The sequence below is a fragment of the Arthrobacter globiformis NBRC 12137 genome, assembly GCF_000238915.1.
In the GTDB taxonomy this organism is placed as follows: Bacteria; Actinomycetota; Actinomycetes; order Actinomycetales; family Micrococcaceae; genus Arthrobacter; species Arthrobacter globiformis.
The window spans coordinates 345,805-364,384 of the sequence record NZ_BAEG01000085.1; the positions used below are offsets into that span (position 1 = coordinate 345,805).

The window sequence follows — 18,580 nt, forward strand, 5'->3', positions numbered from 1 at the left end:
TACCTTGGCGTTGAAACCCCGCGATGTGGGGGTCGGGACGCGTCTGGGTGGCCTCCGGCGCTGCAGGCCCGGCCGCGTTGCTGGCTGCTGCGCATAGACTCCTGCCATGCGGCTCATGATCGCCGGCGGCGGCGGATTCCGGGTTCCCCTCGTTTACCGTGCCCTGTGTTCCGGGCGCTATGCCGGCCTGGTCAGCGAGGTGGTGCTGTTCGACGTCGACGGCGGCCGCCTGGCCGCCATCGAGGCTGTCCTACGGTCCATGTCTTTGGAGTTCAGCCGGTCTTTGGAGTTCAGCCGGTCTTCGGAGGTGAGCGGCGCGGCGGACGGAAGTTCCGGCGTCGGACGTTCCTCCCGCCGCCCGCCCGCGGTGACGTCCACGACGTCCCTCCCCCGCGCCCTCAACGGGACGGACATCGTGTTCGCCGCCATCCGCCCGGGCGGAACGGCCGGCCGGGTTGCCGACGAGCGGGTGGCCCAGGACCTCGGGCTGCTGGGCCAGGAAACCACCGGCGCGGGCGGCATCTCCTACGCGCTGCGGTCCATCCCGGCGATGCTGGAGCTGGCCGCGAACATGCGGACGCACTGCCCGGACGCCTGGCTGATCAACTTCACCAATCCGGCAGGGATGGTCACCCAGGCGCTGGTTCCCGTGCTGGGCCGGAGGGTGATCGGCATCTGTGATTCCGCGAGTGCCGTGGTGCACCGCGCCGCCCGGGCGGCCGGGGTGCCGCTGCCGGCCGGAAAGCTCGACGGCGTGGGCTACTACGGGCTGAACCATCTTGGCTGGCTGTACCGGCTGGAGAGCGGCGGCCGGGACCTCCTTCCAGGCCTGCTGGCCGACCGGGAAGCCCTGGCCAGCTTCGAGGAGGGCCGGCTGTTTCCGCAGTCTTTCCTGCGCGATCTGGGGCTGCTGCCGAACGAGTACCTGTTCTATTACTACGAAGCGGCGCGCGCGATGGCGGGCATGCGTGCCATGGCCAGGACGCGGGGTGAGTCGATCCACGGTCAGCAGGCGGAGCTCTATCCGCGGCTGGCCGCCGCCGGGGACGAAGCGTACGGCTTGTGGGAAGCGGCCCGGCGGTCGCGCGAGGAGGGATATCTGGCCGAGGCCAGGACCGGCGGCGAGGCACGGAACCCCGAGGATCTTGCCGGCGGCGGGTATGAGCAGGTGGCCCTGGCCGTGATGCTGGCGCTGGCCGGAGGTGCCGCCGCCGATGGCGTGGCCGACGATGGCGCCAGGGACCTTGGGGGCGGCGACGTTGGCGGCGCCCGTGGCGCTGCCACTGAGCTGATCCTCAATACACCGAACTCCCCTGGACAGTCCTCCGACGAGGGACAGTCCTCCGCCGCGGGACAGTCCTCCGCCGCGGGACAGTCCTCCGCCGCGGGACAGTCCTCCGCCGCGGGACAGTCCTCCGCCGCGGGACAGTTCTCCGCCGCGGGACAGTCCTTCGCCGGGGCGGGCGGCGCCCGGGCCGCTGTTCCCGGGCTGCCGCCGGACGCCGTCGTCGAAGTTCCCTGCTCGGTCACGCCGGAAGGGGCGGTGCCGATACAGCAGGACATGCCCGCCGAACCGCAACTCGGCCTTCTGCAACAGGTCAAGAAAGTGGAACTGCTCACCGTCCGTGCGGCCTCTGCCGGCGACCGCGACGCGGCGCTGGAAGCCTTCGCCGAACACCCACTGGTCGGCTCGGCTGAGCTCGCCACCGCGCTGCTCACCGGCTACGAAGGCGCGTTTCCGGAGTTGGCCGGGTTGTGGCGCCGGTGACGGGGCTCCGCAGGGCTCATTGAGGCACGTGGGCTGATTTAGCAGGGCCGTGCTACATCCGCTGGCCGGCGTGGTTGGCGTGTGAAACGCCACGTTGGCAGCACTGGCAACGCCACCGTTGCGCTGACGGTTCAGGAGTAGTGTTTTATCCGATGCAGTTCCAGCAGTCCGGAGAGGAGGGAGGCCCATGTCCGTGATCAAGCGTGTGGCTTTCCTGTCGCTGCACACCTCCCCCATGGAACAGCCCGGTTCCGGGGACGCCGGCGGCATGAACGTCTACATCCGCGGCCTCGCCTCCGCCCTGGCCGAAACCGGCATCGAAGTGGAGATCTTCACCCGATCCACCGCCGCCGGGCAGCCCGCCGTCGAACACCCCGACCCCGGCGTCTGCGTCCACAACGTCCTTGCCGGCCCGCCCCGCAAGCTGCCCAAAGAGGAACTCCCCGAGCTGCTGCACAGCATGGTCGCCGAAATCGAACGCATCCGCGGCCAGCAGCCCCACGGCCGCTACGACCTCATCCACTCCCACTACTGGGTCTCCGGCGTTGCCGGCCTGGAACTCTCCCAACTGTGGAACGTCCCCCTGGTGCACACCATGCACACCATGGCGAAGGTCAAAAACCTCCTCCTGCACTCCGGCGAACAGCCCGAACCCCGGCGCCGCGAGGACGGCGAACACCGCATTGTCGACGGCGCCACCCGCCTGATCGCCAACACCACCGCCGAAGCCGCCGAACTCGTTTCCCACTACGGCGCCGACTTCGACCACATCGACGTCGCACCCCCCGGCGTGGACCTCTCCGTGTTCACCCCCGCGTTCCGTGCCCAGTCCCGGACCGACCACGGCATCGACGCCGCAACTTTCCACCTGCTCTTCGCCGGCCGGATCCAACGGCTCAAAGGCCCGCAGATCCTGCTCAAGGCCGCCGCCTTGCTGCGCCGCCGCCGCCCCGACATCGACCTCAAACTCACCATCCTCGGCGCGCTCAGCGGCGCCAAGGACTTCAACCTCAAAACCCTCGTCAGCGCCGCCGGACTGGACGACGTCGTCACCCACCACCCGCCCGTCAGCGCACCCGAACTTGCCGGCTGGTTCCGGGCCGCCGACGTCGTCGTCATGCCCTCGTACAGCGAATCCTTCGGCCTGGTCGCGCTTGAGGCCCAGGCCTGCGGCACCCCCGTCGTCGCCACCCGCGTCGGCGGACTCACCCGCGCAGTCAGCCACGGCCGCACCGGCCTGCTCGTGGACGGCCACCACGCCGCCGACTGGGCCGATGCCCTCGAGGCCCTCCACGACGACCCCACCACCCGCCACAACATGGGCACCGCTGCCGCCATCCACGCCGCAAACTCCGGCTGGCAGCGCACCGCCGCCATCACCCTCGACAGCTACCACGCCGCCGTCGACGAATTTGCCTCCAGCCACCCCATGGCCGCCGTCTACGGGTCACGGCTCACCGGCTAAAACCCTTCCGGAAAGGACAATGATGTCTGACAGCACTCCCCTGAGCGGTACCGGCCAGAGCAGCACTCCCCTGAGCGACCTGGACATAGCCCGCAGGGCAGTGCTGCGGCCGATCGAGGAAATCGCCGCATCGGCGGGCATCGATGCCGGGGCAGTGGAGCACTATGGCCGCTACAAAGCCAAGATCGACCCCTCGAAGCTGTCAGCCCCCGCGCCGGCAGGAAAGGTGGTTCTGGTTTCGGCGATGTCGCCCACGCCGGCCGGTGAAGGAAAATCAACCACCACTGTGGGACTGGCGGATTCGCTGGCACGTGCGGGCCACAAGGTGATGGTCGCGCTGCGGGAGCCCTCGCTAGGCCCCATCCTCGGTATGAAGGGCGGGGCCACGGGCGGCGGGCTGTCCCAGGTTCTGCCGATGGACGAGATCAATCTGCATTTCACCGGCGACTTCCATGCCGTCACGTCCGCCAACAATGCCCTCATGGCCCTCGTGGACAACCACATCTACCAGGGCAACGAACTGAGCATCGACCCGCGCCGCATGACGTTCAAGCGGGTCCTGGACATGAACGACCGCTCCCTTCGCGAGGTGGTCATTGGACTCGGCGGGCCTGCGCAGGGCGTACCGCGCCAGGACGGCTTCGACATCACCGTCGCATCAGAGATCATGGCGGTCTTTTGCCTCGCCACCGACCTGGCCGACCTGCGGGACAGGCTAGGCCGCATCACATTCGGCTACACCTACGACCGGGCGCCGGTGACGGTGGCGGACCTCGGCGTGCAGGGTGCCCTGACGCTGCTGCTCAAGGAAGCGATCAAACCCAACCTCGTCCAGACCATCGCCGGCACGCCGGCACTGGTTCATGGCGGGCCGTTCGCGAACATTGCCCACGGCTGCAACTCGCTGATCGCCACGCAGACCGCCCGGCGGCTGGCCGACATCGTGGTGACGGAGGCGGGATTCGGGGCCGACCTCGGCGCGGAAAAGTTCATGGACATCAAGGCGCGGATCGCTGATGTGGCACCGTCCGCCGTCGTGGTGGTGGCGACCGTCCGCGCACTCAAGATGCAAGGCGGCGTTCCCAAGGACCGGCTGAACGAGCCGAACGTGGAGGCTGTGGCGGCGGGTGTGGCGAACCTGCGCCGCCATGTCCGGAATGTGGAGCGGTTCGGCGTGACGCCGGTGGTGGCGATCAACAGGTTCCCCGCCGATACCCAGGAGGAGCTCGACTGGCTGCTCGGCTGGTGCTCGGGTGAGGGCATCCAGGCATCGGTGGCGGACATCTGGGGTCGTGGCGGGGGCGGCGACGGCGGCGATGAGCTGGCTGCCAAGGTCGCCGCCGCGGTGAACGGGCCGTCGTCGTTCCGGCATCTCTACCCGCTGGACATGTCCGTGGAGGACAAGATCCGCACCATCGTCCAGGAAATCTACGGCGCCGACGGCGTGGACTTTTCAGTCCCTGCACTGCGCCGGCTTGCGGAGATTGAGAAGAACGGCTGGTCCGGGCTACCTGTCTGCATGGCGAAAACCCAGTACTCGTTTACGGATGACGCCTCGCGGCTGGGGGCACCCAAGGGCTTCACCATCCATGTGCGCGATCTCATCCCCAAGACCGGCGCGGGCTTCATCGTGGCCCTGACCGGAGCGGTGATGACCATGCCCGGCCTTCCGGCCGTTCCCGCCGCAATGCGAATGGACGTGGACGACGCCGGCAACCCTGTCGGCCTCTTCTAGACCCTTCCTCACCTCGTGTCGCTTGAATCCCATCCCTTCCTCACCTCCCGTCGCTTCAACAAAAACCCTTCCTCACCTCCCGCCGCTTCAACCAAAACCCTTCCTCACCTCCCGCCGCTTCAACAAAAACCCTTCCTCACCTCCCGCCGCTTCAACCGCAACGCTTCCTAGGCAAATCCGGACGCCTGAGGATGGTCCAGGCGGCTGGTTCGTAACGCTCGCTTGATCAGGCGGATGGCCCGATCGAAGCCGTCAGCCAAATCCTTCTTGCCAAACACAACAACGGTCCACCCAGCAGCCTCGAATGCTTTGTCACGCCGCCTGTCACTGAAAATCTGGGGCTCGAGAAGGTGATGGCCGCCGTCGTACTGTATGGCCAGCCGCCGATGCCTGTAGCCGAGATCGGCAGTCGGCCCTGTCGTCTTGTCCTCTCGCAGTGGCACCTGCAGCTGAGGCTCCGGAAGACCGGCATCCCCCATCGCGAGGCGGAGTAGGGACTCGGGCGCGGAATCCGCTCCGACGCGCATCCGCTCGAGCGCGGCGCGCGCCCGAATCACACCTTGAAGATTCGGATGGCGGGCGACGAGTGAACGCAGTCCGTCAAGCGTGTCGAATGGCTCGGTGCGGTCTTCGAATTCCGCTCTGGGAATGCGAATCAGTTCATCGCCCATGCAGACCAGTTCGCTCTCCGACAGCATTCTCGCCATATCGAGCCAGGTGCGGGACCTGCTGCTTATTCGAATGCCGTCGACGAATTCAATCTCGTCCTCGGAGGCCAACACCGAGTGCCCGATTACGCCTCTTCGCCGCACCTCCGGCAGGGAACGGGGTTTGCTCAAATGCAGTTCGGTCGAATCTGCCAACCATGCCGGCAGGATTTGGCTTCGAATCCGTGCCGCCGTGACATGCGATATCCAGGCGCCGGGTGAGGCCGCAGACAGTGCTCGTGCCGCGGCCTTAAGCTCGAAGCTCCAGCCGGTCGGGCGGTACAGTTCACGACTGACATGCGCGACGTCGGCCCGTCGGAGTCTGTTGGGTGGAACTCCGGACGCTTTGGCAGATCCCAGCGTGAAGGGAGCAGATACCAGGCTGATAGGAAGATCGGTACGTTTTTGCATACGGCATTGTTACTCGAAACCGACCAGACTCGCAGAAGTTATCCACAGGCGGGGCTTGCGCCGAACAACACCTGAGGAAGCGTTCCGGTTCAAGCGACGAAAGATGAGGAAGCGTTCCGGTTCAAGCGACGAAAGATGAGGAAGCGTTCCGGTTCAAGCGACCAAAGGTGAGGAAGCGTTTGGCTGTGCGGGCTTATTTTGGGCCCGCCACGGCCCCTGCTGAAGATGCGGCTGCCGCAGCCTGGTCCAAGCGCCGCCCCGCGGGCTGGATTCGCCGGCCCTCGCCGCGCCGCAGGGAAATGAAGACGACGGCGACGCTGAGCGCCACCAGAGCGGCAACGAACAGGGCGGTCGGCAGGTCCTCGGCCAAGAGGCTGGGAATGGCACGGCCCGGCACCGAGATGGCGAAGCCGAACGCCACAGCGATGCCGATGTAACTGCCGATCATGTTCCCCCGGTGCGCTGGGATGTTCCGGCGCACTGCGCTGATGAGCCCGAGAGTGACAGTCACGATTGTGAACGCCGAGAGCCCGTGAAGCCAGCTGAAGTGCCCGTCACTGACGATCCAGAAGCTGCTGAAACAGACGTAGTACATGGCCGCGACCCACAGGTGTCCCATGCTGCGGTGGATGCGGTCGCGGCGGCGCCGTAGGATCTGGACCGGTCCGATGGCAAGGACAAAGAGGGCGGCAATGACGTGGCTGGCAAGCAGTACATTCCAAGGCTCCATGCACCTAGGATAGGAGCACTATCCTGTGGTGTACACCAAGATAGCCAGCGCGGCAGCAGCTATCCAAAGAGCTGCCATCCGCCGAGGAACGGAGCGGGCATGCAGCTAAAGGAGCTTAGCGAGCGGACGGGAGTCTCCCCCGCCAGCATCAAGTTCTACCTCCGCGAAGGCCTGCTGCCCGCGGGCCGTACTGTTCACGCCACCCGGGCGGAGTATTCAGAGCATCACGCGAACCGGCTGGAACTGATCCAGGCGCTGCGCCGTGTGGTCGGGCTGAACATCGCCCAGATCGGCTCCCTGCTCAAAATGGCCGACGGCGGCGCACCCCGCCTTGAGCTTTTGGCCGCGATCCAGCGCACGGTGCTGGGCCTTGACGAGGTGGGCACGGAGCACGGCGAGCTGCGCACTCCGGCGGGTGACGCCGTCGTGCGTTTCCGGAACTGGCCGGACGTCCCGAGCGACGCCAGGAACGCCCTCAATGCCCAACTGGCCCGGATGGAAAGCCTCGGCGTACCTGTCACAGCCGAGCTGCTCGACGCCTACAGCCAGGCGGTAGATGCCATTGCGGCAACGAATATTTCGGCCACAACCGCGCCGGACGATGTCAACCAGCTAATCATGACGGCGGCCGTCGGGATGCATCTGCATGGCCAACTTGTCCTGAAGCTGCTCGCCCTCGCGCATGCGAGCCACGCCATCCGGCGCTACGAAAAAAGCATTTAAACTACGAGCTTCCCCACCCGAAGGTGAGGAAGCGTCGCGTTAAACCCGCAAAAACTGAGGAAGGGTCCCGTCAGAACCTGCAGGACGTGAGGAAGGGTCCGGGATTAGCGGTCCAGGTCGCCGCGGATGAAGGCCTCGACCTTGTCGCGGGCGAGGTCGTCGTTGAACTGCTCCGGCGGGGACTTCATGAAGTAGCTCGATGCGGAAAGCAGCGGGCCGCCGATGCCGCGGTCCAGGCCGATCTTCGCCGCACGGATCGCGTCGATGATCACACCGGCCGAGTTGGGCGAGTCCCACACCTCGAGCTTGTATTCCAGGGACACCGGGGCGTCGCCGAAGTTGCGGCCTTCCAGGCGCACGAAGGCCCACTTGCGGTCATCCAGCCACTGCACGTAGTCGGACGGGCCGATGTGAACGTCCTTCGCGGCCAGCTCGGCCTCTACGTTGGAAGTCACGGCCTGGGTCTTGGAGATCTTCTTCGACTCGAGGCGGTCGCGCTCCAGCATGTTCTTGAAGTCCATGTTGCCGCCCACGTTCAGCTGATACGTGCGGTCCAGCGTGACGCCGCGGTCCTCGAAGAGCTTCGCCATGACGCGGTGTGTGATGGTGGCGCCGATCTGGCTCTTGATGTCATCGCCCACGATCGGCACGCCGGCGGCGGTGAACTTGTCCGCCCATTCCTTCGTGCCCGCGATGAACACCGGCAGCGCGTTCACGAACGCCACCCCGGCGTCGATCGCGGCCTGGGCGTAGAACTCCGCAGCTTCCTGCGATCCGACCGGCAGGTAGCAGACCATGACATCGACCTTGGCGTCCTTCAGGGCCTGGACGACGTCGACCGGCTCCTCGGTGGACTGTTCGATGGTCTCCAGGTAGTACCGGCCCAGGCCGTCCAGGGTGTGGCCGCGCTGGACGGTCACGCCGGTCGGCGGGACCTCGGCAAGCTTGATCGTGTTGTTTTCGCTGGCCAGGATCGCATCGGCCAGGTCGATGCCGACCTTCTTGCCGTCCACGTCGAACGCGGCCACGAACTGGACATCGTTGACGTGGTACTTGCCGAACTCAACGTGCATCAGACCCGGAATCGTGGCCTGGGGGTCGGCATCCCGGTAGTAATGGACACCCTGAACCAGCGAAGCGGCACAGTTACCGACGCCGACGATTGCTACACGAATCGGATTTGAAGACACGGAACTCCTTTGAGAACAAACTTCATGTGCCCTGCGCGTCTGTACCTTGCTGTACGACGGCGTCTGACGGGCACCGCGCCACACGGCGCGCTTATCAGTCTAACCAAACGCCGCCGGGGCCGGCTTTGTTCCCGCCGTCCCCGGCCGCTTGATTACGTGTCAGTTGTGAAGCGGTGGTTCAGACCCGCTGCGCCCAGAGGTTGATGTCGGATTCGACGGCGAACTCGTCGATCGCCGTCAGTTCCTCGCCGCTGAACTCAAGGTTGTTGATGGCGGCAAGGGTGTCCTCGAGTTGCCTGACACTGGACGCCCCGACGAGCGCGGAGGTCACCGGGGAGCCCTTGGGCTGGTCGCGCAGGATCCAGGCGATGGCCATCTGCGCCAGCGACTGCCCGCGGCCGCCGGCAATGGCGTTCAGTCCCCGGACCCTGTCCAGTTTCTCGTCGGTAAGGGCCGATTCGGAGAGGAACCTCGCCTTGGCCGCACGCGAGTCGGCGGGGACGCCGTTGAGGTAGCGGTCAGTCAGCATGCCCTGGGCCAGCGGCGAGAACGCGATGGAGCCGGCGCCCACCTGGTCCAGCGCCTCGTAAAGGTTGGGGGTCCCGTTCTCGGTCCAGCGGTTCAGCAGGGAGTAGCTGGGCTGGTGGATGAGCAGCGGTGTGCCGAGTTCCTTCAGGATGCGGGCGGCCTCGAGCGTCTGTTCCGGGGTGTAGGAGGAGATGCCCACGTAGAGGGCCTTGCCCGAGCGGACCGCGTAGTCCAGCGCGCCCATGGTCTCCTCCAGCGGCGTCTCCGGGTCCGGGCGGTGGCTGTAGAAGATGTCCACGTAGTCCAGGCCCATCCGCTGCAGCGACTGGTCCAGGCTGGAAATCAGATACTTCCGGGAGCCCCACTCGCCGTACGGACCGGGCCACATGTAGTAGCCGGCCTTGGTGGAGATGACCAGCTCGTCGCGGTAAGGCTTGAAGTCGTCCTGCAGGTGCCGGCCGAAGTTGGTCTCCGCGGAGCCGTCCGGCGGCCCGTAGTTGTTGGCGAGGTCGAAGTGGTTGACGCCGAGGTCGAAGGCGCGGCGCAATATGGCGCGCTGTTCATCGAATCGCTTGTCGTCGCCGAAGTTGTGCCACAGGCCCAGCGAGATGGCCGGCAGTTTCAGGCCGCTGCGTCCGACGCGGCGGTACGGCATGGTGTCATAGCGGGTGTCCGAGGCCACATAAGTCATATGTTCCATCCTGCCAGCCGCGCCCAGGCTGCGGGGCCGGCGTCCACCATCCGGTCACCGGGGTGGACGCCGCCCCTGCCAGTTCACTCAGTCACTGACGACGGCGGCGCTCAGCGGCCCGAGCTCCGCACGCTCACCATCCAGCCGGATGGCGTCGTCGGTGGCCAGCAGCAGGGCCGTCCCCGCGCCCCCGAGGCTCACCGGCTGCTCCGAGAAGTTGAGCAGCACCTGCACGCCGCCGCGCCGGAACCGCAGCCAGCGGGCGTCCTCGTCGAACTCCACCTGCGTTTCCTCAAAGCCCAGCTTGGTGAGGTCCGGCGTGGAGCGGCGCAGGGCGGTGAGCGAACGGTACAGTTCCAGCAGCCGCGCATGGTGACCGGAGGAGGCTTCCGCCCAGTCCAGCTTGGACCGTCTGAACGTCTCGGGATCCTGGGGATCGGGCACGACGGCGGGGTCCCACCCCATGCGCTCGAACTCCTTGATCCGGCCTTCGGCGGTGGCCTTGCCGAGTTCCGGCTCAGGGTGGGAGGTGAAGAACTGCCACGGCGTGGTGGCGCCGTATTCCTCGCCCATGAACAGCATGGGCGTGAACGGTCCGGTCAGGGTCAGCACCGCGGCGAGCGCCAGGCTCCCGTAAGGCAGCGTCTGCGAAAGCCGGTCCCCCGTGGCGCGGTTGCCGATCTGGTCATGGTTCTGCGAGCAGACCACCAGGGCGGACGGATGCACGGTGCCGGAGTTGATCGGCCTGCCGTGATGGCGTTCCCGGAAGCTGGAGTAGCTGCCGTCGTGGAAGAAGCCGTCCCGGAGCACCTTGGCCAGGGCCGCGAGCGAGTCGAAGTCACCGTAGTAGCCTGTGGTTTCGCCGGTGATGTTGACGTGGACGGCGTGGTGGAAGTCGTCGCTCCACTGCCCCTCCAGCCCGTAACCGTTGACGTCCCGCGGATACAGCAACCGCGGGTTGTTGAGGTCGGATTCGGCAATGAGCGTCAGGGGCCGTCCCACTTCGGCAGAGATCTGGCTGGCCAGCGCCCCGAAGTCCTCCAGGATGTGGACAGCCCGCTCGTCCTTCAGTGCGTGGACGGCGTCCAGCCGGAGGCCGTCCACGCGGTAGTCGCGCAGCCACATGGCCAGATTGTCCAGGATGAACCGGCGCACATGGTCGGAGCCCGGCCCGTCCAGGTTTACGGAGTCGCCCCACGTGTTGCCCTCGCCCTGCTTGAGGTAAGGCCCGAACCGCGGCAGGTAGTTCCCGCTGGGGCCGAGGTGGTTGTAGACCACGTCCTGGATCACGCCGAGACCGGCCGCGTGGGCGGCGTCCACGAACCGCTGGTATGCCTCCGGGCCGCCGTACGCCTCGTGGACGGCGAACCACTGCACGCCGTCGTAGCCCCAGTTGTGCGTGCCGTTGAATGCGTTCACGGGCAGCAGCTCGATGAAGTCCACGCCCAGGCCGGCCAGGTAGTCCAGCTTGCCAGCGGCCGCGTCCAGCGTCCCTTCGGGTGTGAAGGTGCCCAGGTGGAGCTCATAGATGACCGCCCCCTGCAGTTCCCTGCCCTGCCAGCCGTCCTCCTGCCAGGTGTGCGCGCCGGGGTCGAACGTGCGGGACAGCGAGTGGACGCCGTCGGGCTGGCGCCGGGTCCGCGGATCCGGAAGCGGAGTTTCGTCGCCGTCCAGGAGGTACCCGTAGTCAACCTCGCCGGCTGCGGGTCCGTCGGGGGCGCTCCACCAGCCGTCATCTTCCGGTCCGGTGCCGGGCCGGCGCTGCATCGCATAGCGCTCCCCGCCGGCCAGCAGCGTCACGGACTTAGCCAGCGGCGCCCAGACGTCGAAGCGCTCCGCGCCCTGTACGGGTTTCGCTGCCTCACGGGGATAAGCCTGGCCTGCGTGCGTCATGATTTCCCTTCTGTCTGCGGCACCAGCAGCGCGACGGGGAAGGTCCGGAAGATGTCGGCGATCTTCACGGTCCCCGGTCCGAAGCCGGCACCGGTCAGTTCATCCTTCATGGCGATAACAAGGTCGACGGCGGTGTCCCGCCACCCGCCTGACTGTTCCAGTCCGTAGGGCAGCCGGGTGGCCAGGGTCAGCGCACCCGGCGCTGCCGCGGTGCCGCGGTCGAAGGCGAGCAGGTGCCCGGCGGCGGGGCCAGTGGCATTGACCGGCCGGTACCCGGTGAACAGCTGGGGCCGGTTCCGGCGCAGCCGCAGGGCGCGCGAGGTCACAAGCAGCTTAGTCCGCTCATCCGTAAATGACGGGGGCAGGTCGCCGGCATCGAGCTGTTCCAGCGCCGCGCGCCGGTCATCGAAGCTGAACGGGCGCCGGTTGTCCGGGTCCGTCAGCGACCTGTCCCAGAACTCCGTGCCCTGGTACACGTCCGGGACGCCGGGCATGGTCAGCTGCACGAGCTTGGCCGCCAGGGAGTTGGAGGCGCCGTGCGGATCCAGGAGTTCCACGAGCGACTCGACTTCAGCCCGCACCGCGCGGTTGTCGAACGCGGCGTCGACGGCGGCGGCCAGCTTCTCCTCGAACGCCGGATCGGGATCGGTCCAGTTGGTCGAGTTCCCGGCTTCGCGCGCGGCCTTCAGCGCGTAGTACTGCAGGCGCTCCCGGCTGGCGGGCCAGGCGCCGGCGATGGCCTGCCACAGCAGAGCGGACAGCGGGCCGTCCGGCAACGGCGCCAGTTCGCGCAGCCGGTTCAAGGCCCTCTCCCATTCGCCGGCAACCTCGGAGATGACCGAGATCCGTGCCCGGGTGTCCTCGCTGCGTTTGGTGTCGTGCGTGCTGAGCGTCGTCATGGACAGCGGAAGCTCTGCCTGCCGGCGGGCCATCCGGGCATGGAACTCATCCGGCTCCACGGAGAACTCGGTGGGGTCGGCGCCCACCTCCGTGAGGGTGCCAAGCCGGTTGTAACGGAAGAACGCGGTGTCCTCCACGCCTTTGGCCATGACCATTCCCGAGGTCTGCTGGAAACGCCGGGCAACCTCCAGGTCCGTGTCCAGCAGCAGCGGCTGCAAGGCCTGGATGGCCTGGTCGAGTTCCGGCCGCCTGCGCGCGGCAAGCTCGCAGGCCTCCTTCAGGACCTCCGCGCCCTCCGGCAGGTACGTGCGGTAGACCGGGAAAGCGGCGATGATCTCCGCGATGGCGTCCGCCGTGGCATCGGCGGGGAATCCGGCGTCGCCCGGAACCAGCCGGGCCAGCCGCAGGATCTCCGAGTGGAGGATGCCGTCGGTGATCCGGCGCTTGGTCCCCCGGATCATGTCCTCGTAGTCGGCAGGCTCCCCGCCGCGCAGCGAGGCGTCCAGCCGGTCCAGCGGTTCCTGGCCGCGCGGATCCACGAGAACCCGGTCTACGTCCGCCAGGGCGTCGTAGCCTGTGGTGCCCTCGCACTCGAAGCTGGCCGGCAGCTGCTCCCCCGGCTCAAGGATCTTTTCGATCAGCAGGTAGGCGCCGCCCGTGGCTTCCCGGAGCCGCTTCAGGTACCCCTCGGGGTCCGCCAGGCCGTCCGGGTGGTCAATCCGCAGCCCGTCCGCGAGCCCCTCACGGAACCAGCGCACCACTTCCTCATGGGCTTCATCGAAGACGGCGGGGATCTCCACGCGGACACCGGCCAGCGTGTTCACCGCGAAGAAGCGGCGGTAGTTCAGCTCGTTGTCCGCGCGCCGCCAGCCCATGAGTTCGTAGTGCTGCCGGGCGTGGACGTCACGCGGGGAATCGCCCTCCGTGTAGCTGCCGTCGGCCAGCGGGAAGCGGTGGTCGTAATACCGCAGCTCCCCGTCCTTGATTTCGAGCTGGTCCAGATCGTCGTCGCTGCCGAGGATCGGGAGCCGGATGCGTCCTCCGGCGAGGTCCCAGTCGACGTCGAACGCCTCCGCGTAGCGGGACTTGCGCCCGTCCTTGAGCAGCGACCACCACCAGGGATTCTGCGCCGGCGTGGCTACGCCGACGTGGTTGGGCACGATGTCGATCAGCACGCCCATGCCGGCGGCGCGGGCCGCCTTGGAGACGGCGGCCAGGCCCTCCGGACCGCCGCGTTCGGGGTCGACGGCGGAGGGGTCGGTGACGTCGTACCCGTGATCAGAGCCCTGCTCCGCGGTCAGGACCGGTGACAGGTAAACCCAGTCGACGCCGAGCGAGTGCAGGTACGGCACGGTTTCGGCGGCGTCGAAAAGCGTGAACCCCTGCCGGATCTGCAGCCGGTACGTGGAGACGGGGGTTTTCATGCGTCCTCCCCTACGGGCTTAACCGCCTTCAAGTGGCCGCCGCGCTTTCCAGCAGGCTTGGTGGCCGGCTTTTTTGCCGGCTGCTCCGCCGCGGCCTTCGCAGGCGCCGCATCCGGGGCCGGGTCCGCGGCAGGCTCAGCCTCAGGGGCATCCGCCGGCTCCGCAACCGGGTCAGCGGGCTTTTTCGTCCTGGCCGGCTCCGGAACGGCGGGGGCGGTAAGGGCCGCGGTCTCAGTGGTAGCGGTCTGGGTCAGCGCCGCGAGCGAGGCGGCCACGGAATGGTCCGGCTCCTCTTCAGGTGCGCTGTGGGCGCGCAGCACCACCAGGGACTTGGCAGCGACAGACAGCCTGCTGCCCGCGTTCGCCGGCTGGGAGTCAGCCCCTTCTCCCGCGGTGTCGATGATGACGTCCCAGGCCGGCGCGTACTCGTCCGGCGGCAGCGTGAACTCAACGTCGCCGTCGTGTGCGTTGAAGTACAGCAGGAAGTTCACGTCGGTGATCCGGCGGCCACGGCTGTCGTGGCCCTGGATCCCGTCGCCGTTGAGGAACATGCCCACGGAACGGCCGAAGCCGCTGTCCCAGTCCTCCGGCTGCATGAGGTTGCCGTCGGGGTCGAGCCAGACGATGTCCGGCAGCCGTTCGCCTTCGCCGCGCCGCACGGGCCGGCCGTCGAAGAAGCGGCTGCGCCGGAAGGTGGGGTGCTTGGCGCGCAGCGAGTTGACGGCTGCGGTGAATTCGATGAGCGGCTGGTCCACGCTGTCCCAGTTGACCCAGGTCAGTTCGGAGTCCTGACAGTACCCGTTGTTGTTGCCCTGCTGGGTCCGGCCGAGCTCGTCACCGTGCAGGATCATGGGCACGCCCTGGGAGAGCAGCATGGTGGCGATGAAGTTGCGCTGCTGCCGGGCCCGGAGGCCCAAAACCTTGGGATCATCCGAGGGGCCTTCTGCCCCGCAGTTCCAGGACCGGTTGTGCGATTCGCCGTCCTTGTTGTCCTCGCCGTTGGCGTCGTTGTGCTTCTCGTTGTAGGACACCAGGTCCCGCAGGGTGAAGCCGTCGTGTGCGGTGACGAAGTTAATGGATGCCACCGGGCGGCGGCCGGAGTGCTCGTAGAGATCCGCCGAGCCGGTGATGCGGGAGGCGAACTCGCCCAGCGTGGCAGGCTCGCCGCGCCAGAAGTCGCGCACGGTGTCGCGGTACTTGCCGTTCCACTCCGTCCACTGCGGCGGGAAGTTGCCCACCTGGTACCCGCCGGGCCCGACGTCCCACGGCTCGGCGATGAGCTTGACCTGGGACACCACCGGGTCCTGCTGGATGAGTTCGAAGAACGTGGAGAGCCGGTCGACGTCATAAAATTCCCGGGCCAGCGCGGCGGCGAGGTCGAAGCGGAACCCGTCCACGTGCATCTCGGTGACCCAGTATCGCAGCGAGTCCATGAGCAGCTGCAGGGAGTGCGGCTGGCGGACGTTCAGGGTGTTGCCGGTGCCCGTGTAGTCCATGTAGTACTGCTTGTCGTCCTCCACCAGGCGGTAGTAGGCCTCGTTGTCGATGCCCTTGAAACTCAGGGTGGGGCCGAGGTGGTTGCCTTCCGCGGTGTGGTTGTAGACGACGTCGAGGATGACCTCAATGCCTGCCCGGTGCAGCGAGCGGACCATCGCCTTGAAGTCCTGGACCTGCTGGCCGGTGTCGCCGGTGGAGCTGTAGGTGTTCTGCGGCGCAAAGAACCCGATGGTGTTGTAGCCCCAGTAGTTGCTCAGGCCCTTCTCCTGCAAGGTGCCGTCGTTGACGAACTGGTGCACCGGCATCAGCTCGATAGCGGTGACGCCCAGCTTTTGCAGGTGCGAGATCACGGCAGGGTGCGCCACGCCGGCGTATGTGCCGCGCTGCTCCTCGGGAATCTCCGGGTGCAGCTCGGTGAGCCCCTTGACGTGCGCCTCGTAGATGACCGACTTGTGGTACGGGATGCGCAGGTTCTGGTCGTTGTCCCAGTCGAAGAACGGGTTGATGACCACGCCCATCATCATGTGCGGCGCGGAGTCGGCGTCGTTCTTGGAAGAGGGATCGCCCATGTTGTACGAGAACAGGGCCGGATCCCAGTCGATCTGGCCGGAGACTGCCTTGGCGTAGGGGTCAAGGAGCAGCTTGTTGGCGTTGAAGCGCTGACCTTTGGCGGGGTCATAGGGTCCGTGGACCCGGTACCCGTACTTCTGTCCGGGCTGGATCTGCGGCAGGTAGCAGTGCCACACATAACCGTCCACCTCACGGAGGGTTACCCGGGTTTCGGTCCCCTCGTCGTCGAAGAGGCAGAGTTCCACCTTGTCTGCGTGCTCGCTGAACAACGCGAAGTTGGTTCCGGTACCGTCAAACGTGGCTCCCAGCGGGTAAGCCGATCCGGGCCAGATTTCCATTCGTGCTCCTATACCTCGTCCAACACTGCGTCCGCAGGTTTTCACACACTACCTGCAGGTAACTTGGTCTTACCGTAGCGGGTGGGTGTGACTATTACGCGACCCACCACTAATTACTAAGCGTGCTGACTTTACCCCATACTTCGGGTAGGGCGTCGGATATCCGCCCCGCCGTCAGCGGACCGCCGGCCGCTGCTGCGGCTCCGGCATGGCCGTGCAGGCTTGCCCCCATGGCGGCAATGGCCGCCCAGCGTTCGTCCGGATCGATGCCCCTTTCCCGGAAGCGTCCGACGTCGGGCCCCACCTGGGCGAGCAGCGCACCGATGATTCCGGCCAGCACATCACCGCTTCCAGCGGTGGCCAGCCAGGGCGTCCCCTCGGACTGGCTGTAGAAATCCTGGTATGGGGACGCCACCAGCGTGCTGGCGCCCTTCAGCAGTACTGTGGCCTCAGTCAGGCCAGCGGCGCGGCGCACGGCAGCGAGGGTGGAGGCTTCGACGGCCCCGCGGTCCAGGTCGGCGCCGAGCCGCTGCAGCAGGGTGGCCAGTTCCCCTGCGTGCGGCGTCAGCACCACCTGCGGGGCCAGCACGTCGGGCATTACAGGCAGGGCGCCGGCGTCGGCCACGGTGGGCAGGCCGGAGTCGACGGCGTCGCGGACGCGCTGCATCTCGTCCTCGTCCGAGCCGTCCATCCCGGCACCGACCAGCCAGGCCTGGACGTGGGTCTCTGCCACGGTGCCGGTGCTGCAGACCACCTCGGGGCAGCTGTGGCGGATAAGGTCGGCGACCTCCGGCGGCCCGACGTAGCGGACCATGCCGACGCCCGCGGCAAGCGCCCCGCGGCAGGCGAGCACGGCGGCGCCGGGGTAGGCCGGGGATCCGGCCACCACTCCGAGGACGCCCCGCGAATACTTGTGGGCGCGCCGTGCAGGGCGCGGGAGAAGGGCGGCCAGGTCGGCGGCCTCCAGGCGGCGCAGGGCGGGCCACGGGAGTGCGTCCTCAATGCCGATCGGGACCACCACCACCCGGCCGGCGAAATCCGCTCCCGGGTCCGCCAGCAGACCGGCCTTGGCCCCGCCGAACGTGACGGTGACGTCAGCGGGCAGCACGGGGCCGCCGGCCTCACCGGTGTCCGCATCAACGCCGCTGGGCACGTCGCACGCCACCACCAGGCCATGGGACCCTGCCGCCAGCCGGGACACGAGGTCCGCAGAAGCTCCCCGGAGTCCGCCCTGGGCGCCGGTTCCGAGCAACGCGTCAATTACGACGTCGGCCCTGCCGGCCAGCGCTGCCAGCTCGCCGGCGTTCGCGTCAGTCAGCGTGACCACCCGGCCGCCGGCGCGCCGAAAGGCGGCCAGACCGTCCGGGTGGGCCGTGTCAGAGGCGAGGACCGCCGTCGTCCGCATTCCCCGTCCGGCGAGGTGCGCGGCGGCGAAGAGGCCGTCGCCGCCGTTGTTGCCCTTGCCAGCCAGGACGGCAACGCTGGAGCCGTACAGGCGGTGTCCGCGGCTGCGCAGCTCCGCGATTGCGGCGCCGGCCATGCCGCGGGCCGCCCGCTGCATGAGAACAGCGCCCATACCTGAATCCAGCAGGGGCTTTTCAGCCTCCCTGATCTGGGTTCCGGTATAGGCGCTGATCATGTGGTCGGTCCGTCCGGGGGTCAGCCCTCTGCCAGGACGGTGGCCGTGGCAATGCCGCCGTCGTGGCTCATGGAGAGGTGCCACCGTTTGACGCCCTTGGCTTCGGCCACAGCGAGCACCGTTCCCTTGACCTGGACGGTGGGCCCGTTCTGGTCAAGCCCGATCCAGCAGTCCTGCCAGTTCATGCCGGCCGGCGCGCCGAGGACCTTGGCCACGGCCTCCTTGGCGGCAAACCGCGCCGCCAAGGATCGGGTGTTCAGGTCCCGTTCGGCCGGCACAAAGAGCCGGTCCCGAAGCCCGGGGGTGCGCTCCAGCTGCCGTCCGAAGCGCTCGATGTCCACTACGTCTACGCCGATGCCAACAATCATGGG

13 protein-coding genes are annotated in these 18,580 nt (G+C 67.4%); 4 read left to right on the top strand and 9 right to left on the bottom strand.

The genetic code is table 11. The features are described from left to right. The first annotated feature begins 106 nt into the window (after nt 1–106). From ARGLB_RS18230 to ARGLB_RS18240, 3 genes are all read left to right on the top strand, one after another. Nucleotides 107–1,768: a family 4 glycosyl hydrolase gene (locus ARGLB_RS18230; protein WP_003805315.1), complete on the top strand. Its 1,662-nt coding sequence runs from the start codon at nt 107–109 to the stop codon at nt 1,766–1,768. 187 nt (nt 1,769–1,955) lie between these two features. Beyond that, a complete protein-coding gene (gene mshA / locus ARGLB_RS18235) occupies nt 1,956–3,233 on the top strand; it encodes a D-inositol-3-phosphate glycosyltransferase (protein ID WP_003805317.1) in 1,278 nt (425 codons plus the stop codon). A gap of 22 nt (nt 3,234–3,255) precedes the next feature. After that, nucleotides 3,256–4,968 (top strand): formate--tetrahydrofolate ligase, encoded by a 1,713-nt coding sequence (locus ARGLB_RS18240; protein WP_003805320.1) that lies wholly within the window; start codon nt 3,256–3,258, stop codon nt 4,966–4,968. Nucleotides 4,969–5,135: 167 nt separating this feature from the next. On the opposite strand, the gene ARGLB_RS18245 is transcribed toward ARGLB_RS18240, so the two are convergent. Beyond that, a complete protein-coding gene (locus tag ARGLB_RS18245) occupies nt 5,136–6,086 on the bottom strand; it encodes an endonuclease domain-containing protein (protein WP_043419628.1) in 951 nt (316 codons plus the stop codon). A gap of 193 nt (nt 6,087–6,279) precedes the next feature. Beyond that, entirely contained in the window at nt 6,280–6,816 is a 537-nt protein-coding gene (locus ARGLB_RS18250) for a DUF2306 domain-containing protein (protein ID WP_003805325.1), read from the bottom strand. Nucleotides 6,817–6,915: 99 nt separating this feature from the next. Here ARGLB_RS18250 and ARGLB_RS18255 point away from each other — a divergent pair, with 99 nt between their 5' ends. Continuing rightward, nucleotides 6,916–7,539 carry a MerR family transcriptional regulator gene (locus tag ARGLB_RS18255; RefSeq protein WP_003805327.1) on the top strand — a complete coding sequence of 208 codons (624 nt, stop codon included), beginning with the start codon at nt 6,916–6,918 and terminating at the stop codon, nt 7,537–7,539. Nucleotides 7,540–7,643: 104 nt separating this feature from the next. Here ARGLB_RS18255 and ARGLB_RS18260 read toward each other — a convergent pair whose 3' ends face one another. The 7 genes from ARGLB_RS18260 to ARGLB_RS18290 form a co-directional block, all read right to left on the bottom strand. Beyond that, nucleotides 7,644–8,729 carry an inositol-3-phosphate synthase gene (locus ARGLB_RS18260; protein WP_003805329.1) on the bottom strand — a complete coding sequence of 362 codons (1,086 nt, stop codon included), beginning with the start codon at nt 8,727–8,729 and terminating at the stop codon, nt 7,644–7,646. Nucleotides 8,730–8,907: 178 nt separating this feature from the next. After that, nucleotides 8,908–9,948, bottom strand: a complete 1,041-nt coding sequence (mgrA, locus tag ARGLB_RS18265; protein WP_003805330.1) for an L-glyceraldehyde 3-phosphate reductase — start codon at nt 9,946–9,948, stop codon at nt 8,908–8,910. Between the two features lie 87 nt (nt 9,949–10,035). Further along, on the bottom strand, nt 10,036–11,841 hold the full coding sequence (gene treZ, locus ARGLB_RS18270) for a malto-oligosyltrehalose trehalohydrolase (RefSeq protein WP_003805332.1): 1,806 nt from the start codon (nt 11,839–11,841) through the stop codon (nt 10,036–10,038). Continuing rightward, the gene (gene treY / locus ARGLB_RS18275) at nt 11,838–14,165 is read right to left on the bottom strand and encodes a malto-oligosyltrehalose synthase (RefSeq protein ID WP_003805333.1); all 2,328 of its coding nucleotides are present in this window, start codon (nt 14,163–14,165) and stop codon (nt 11,838–11,840) included. The genes treZ and treY overlap by 4 nt, the downstream gene beginning before the upstream one ends. After that, nucleotides 14,162–16,570, bottom strand: a complete 2,409-nt coding sequence (glgX, locus tag ARGLB_RS18280) for a glycogen debranching protein GlgX (RefSeq protein WP_003805335.1) — start codon at nt 16,568–16,570, stop codon at nt 14,162–14,164. Before glgX ends, treY begins: the two co-directional genes overlap by 4 nt. A gap of 109 nt (nt 16,571–16,679) precedes the next feature. Continuing rightward, the gene (locus tag ARGLB_RS18285; RefSeq protein WP_003805336.1) at nt 16,680–18,209 is read right to left on the bottom strand and encodes an NAD(P)H-hydrate epimerase; all 1,530 of its coding nucleotides are present in this window, start codon (nt 18,207–18,209) and stop codon (nt 16,680–16,682) included. A gap of 20 nt (nt 18,210–18,229) precedes the next feature. After that, entirely contained in the window at nt 18,230–18,577 is a 348-nt protein-coding gene (locus ARGLB_RS18290) for a holo-ACP synthase (protein WP_003805338.1), read from the bottom strand. Nucleotides 18,578–18,580: the final 3 nt, after the last annotated feature.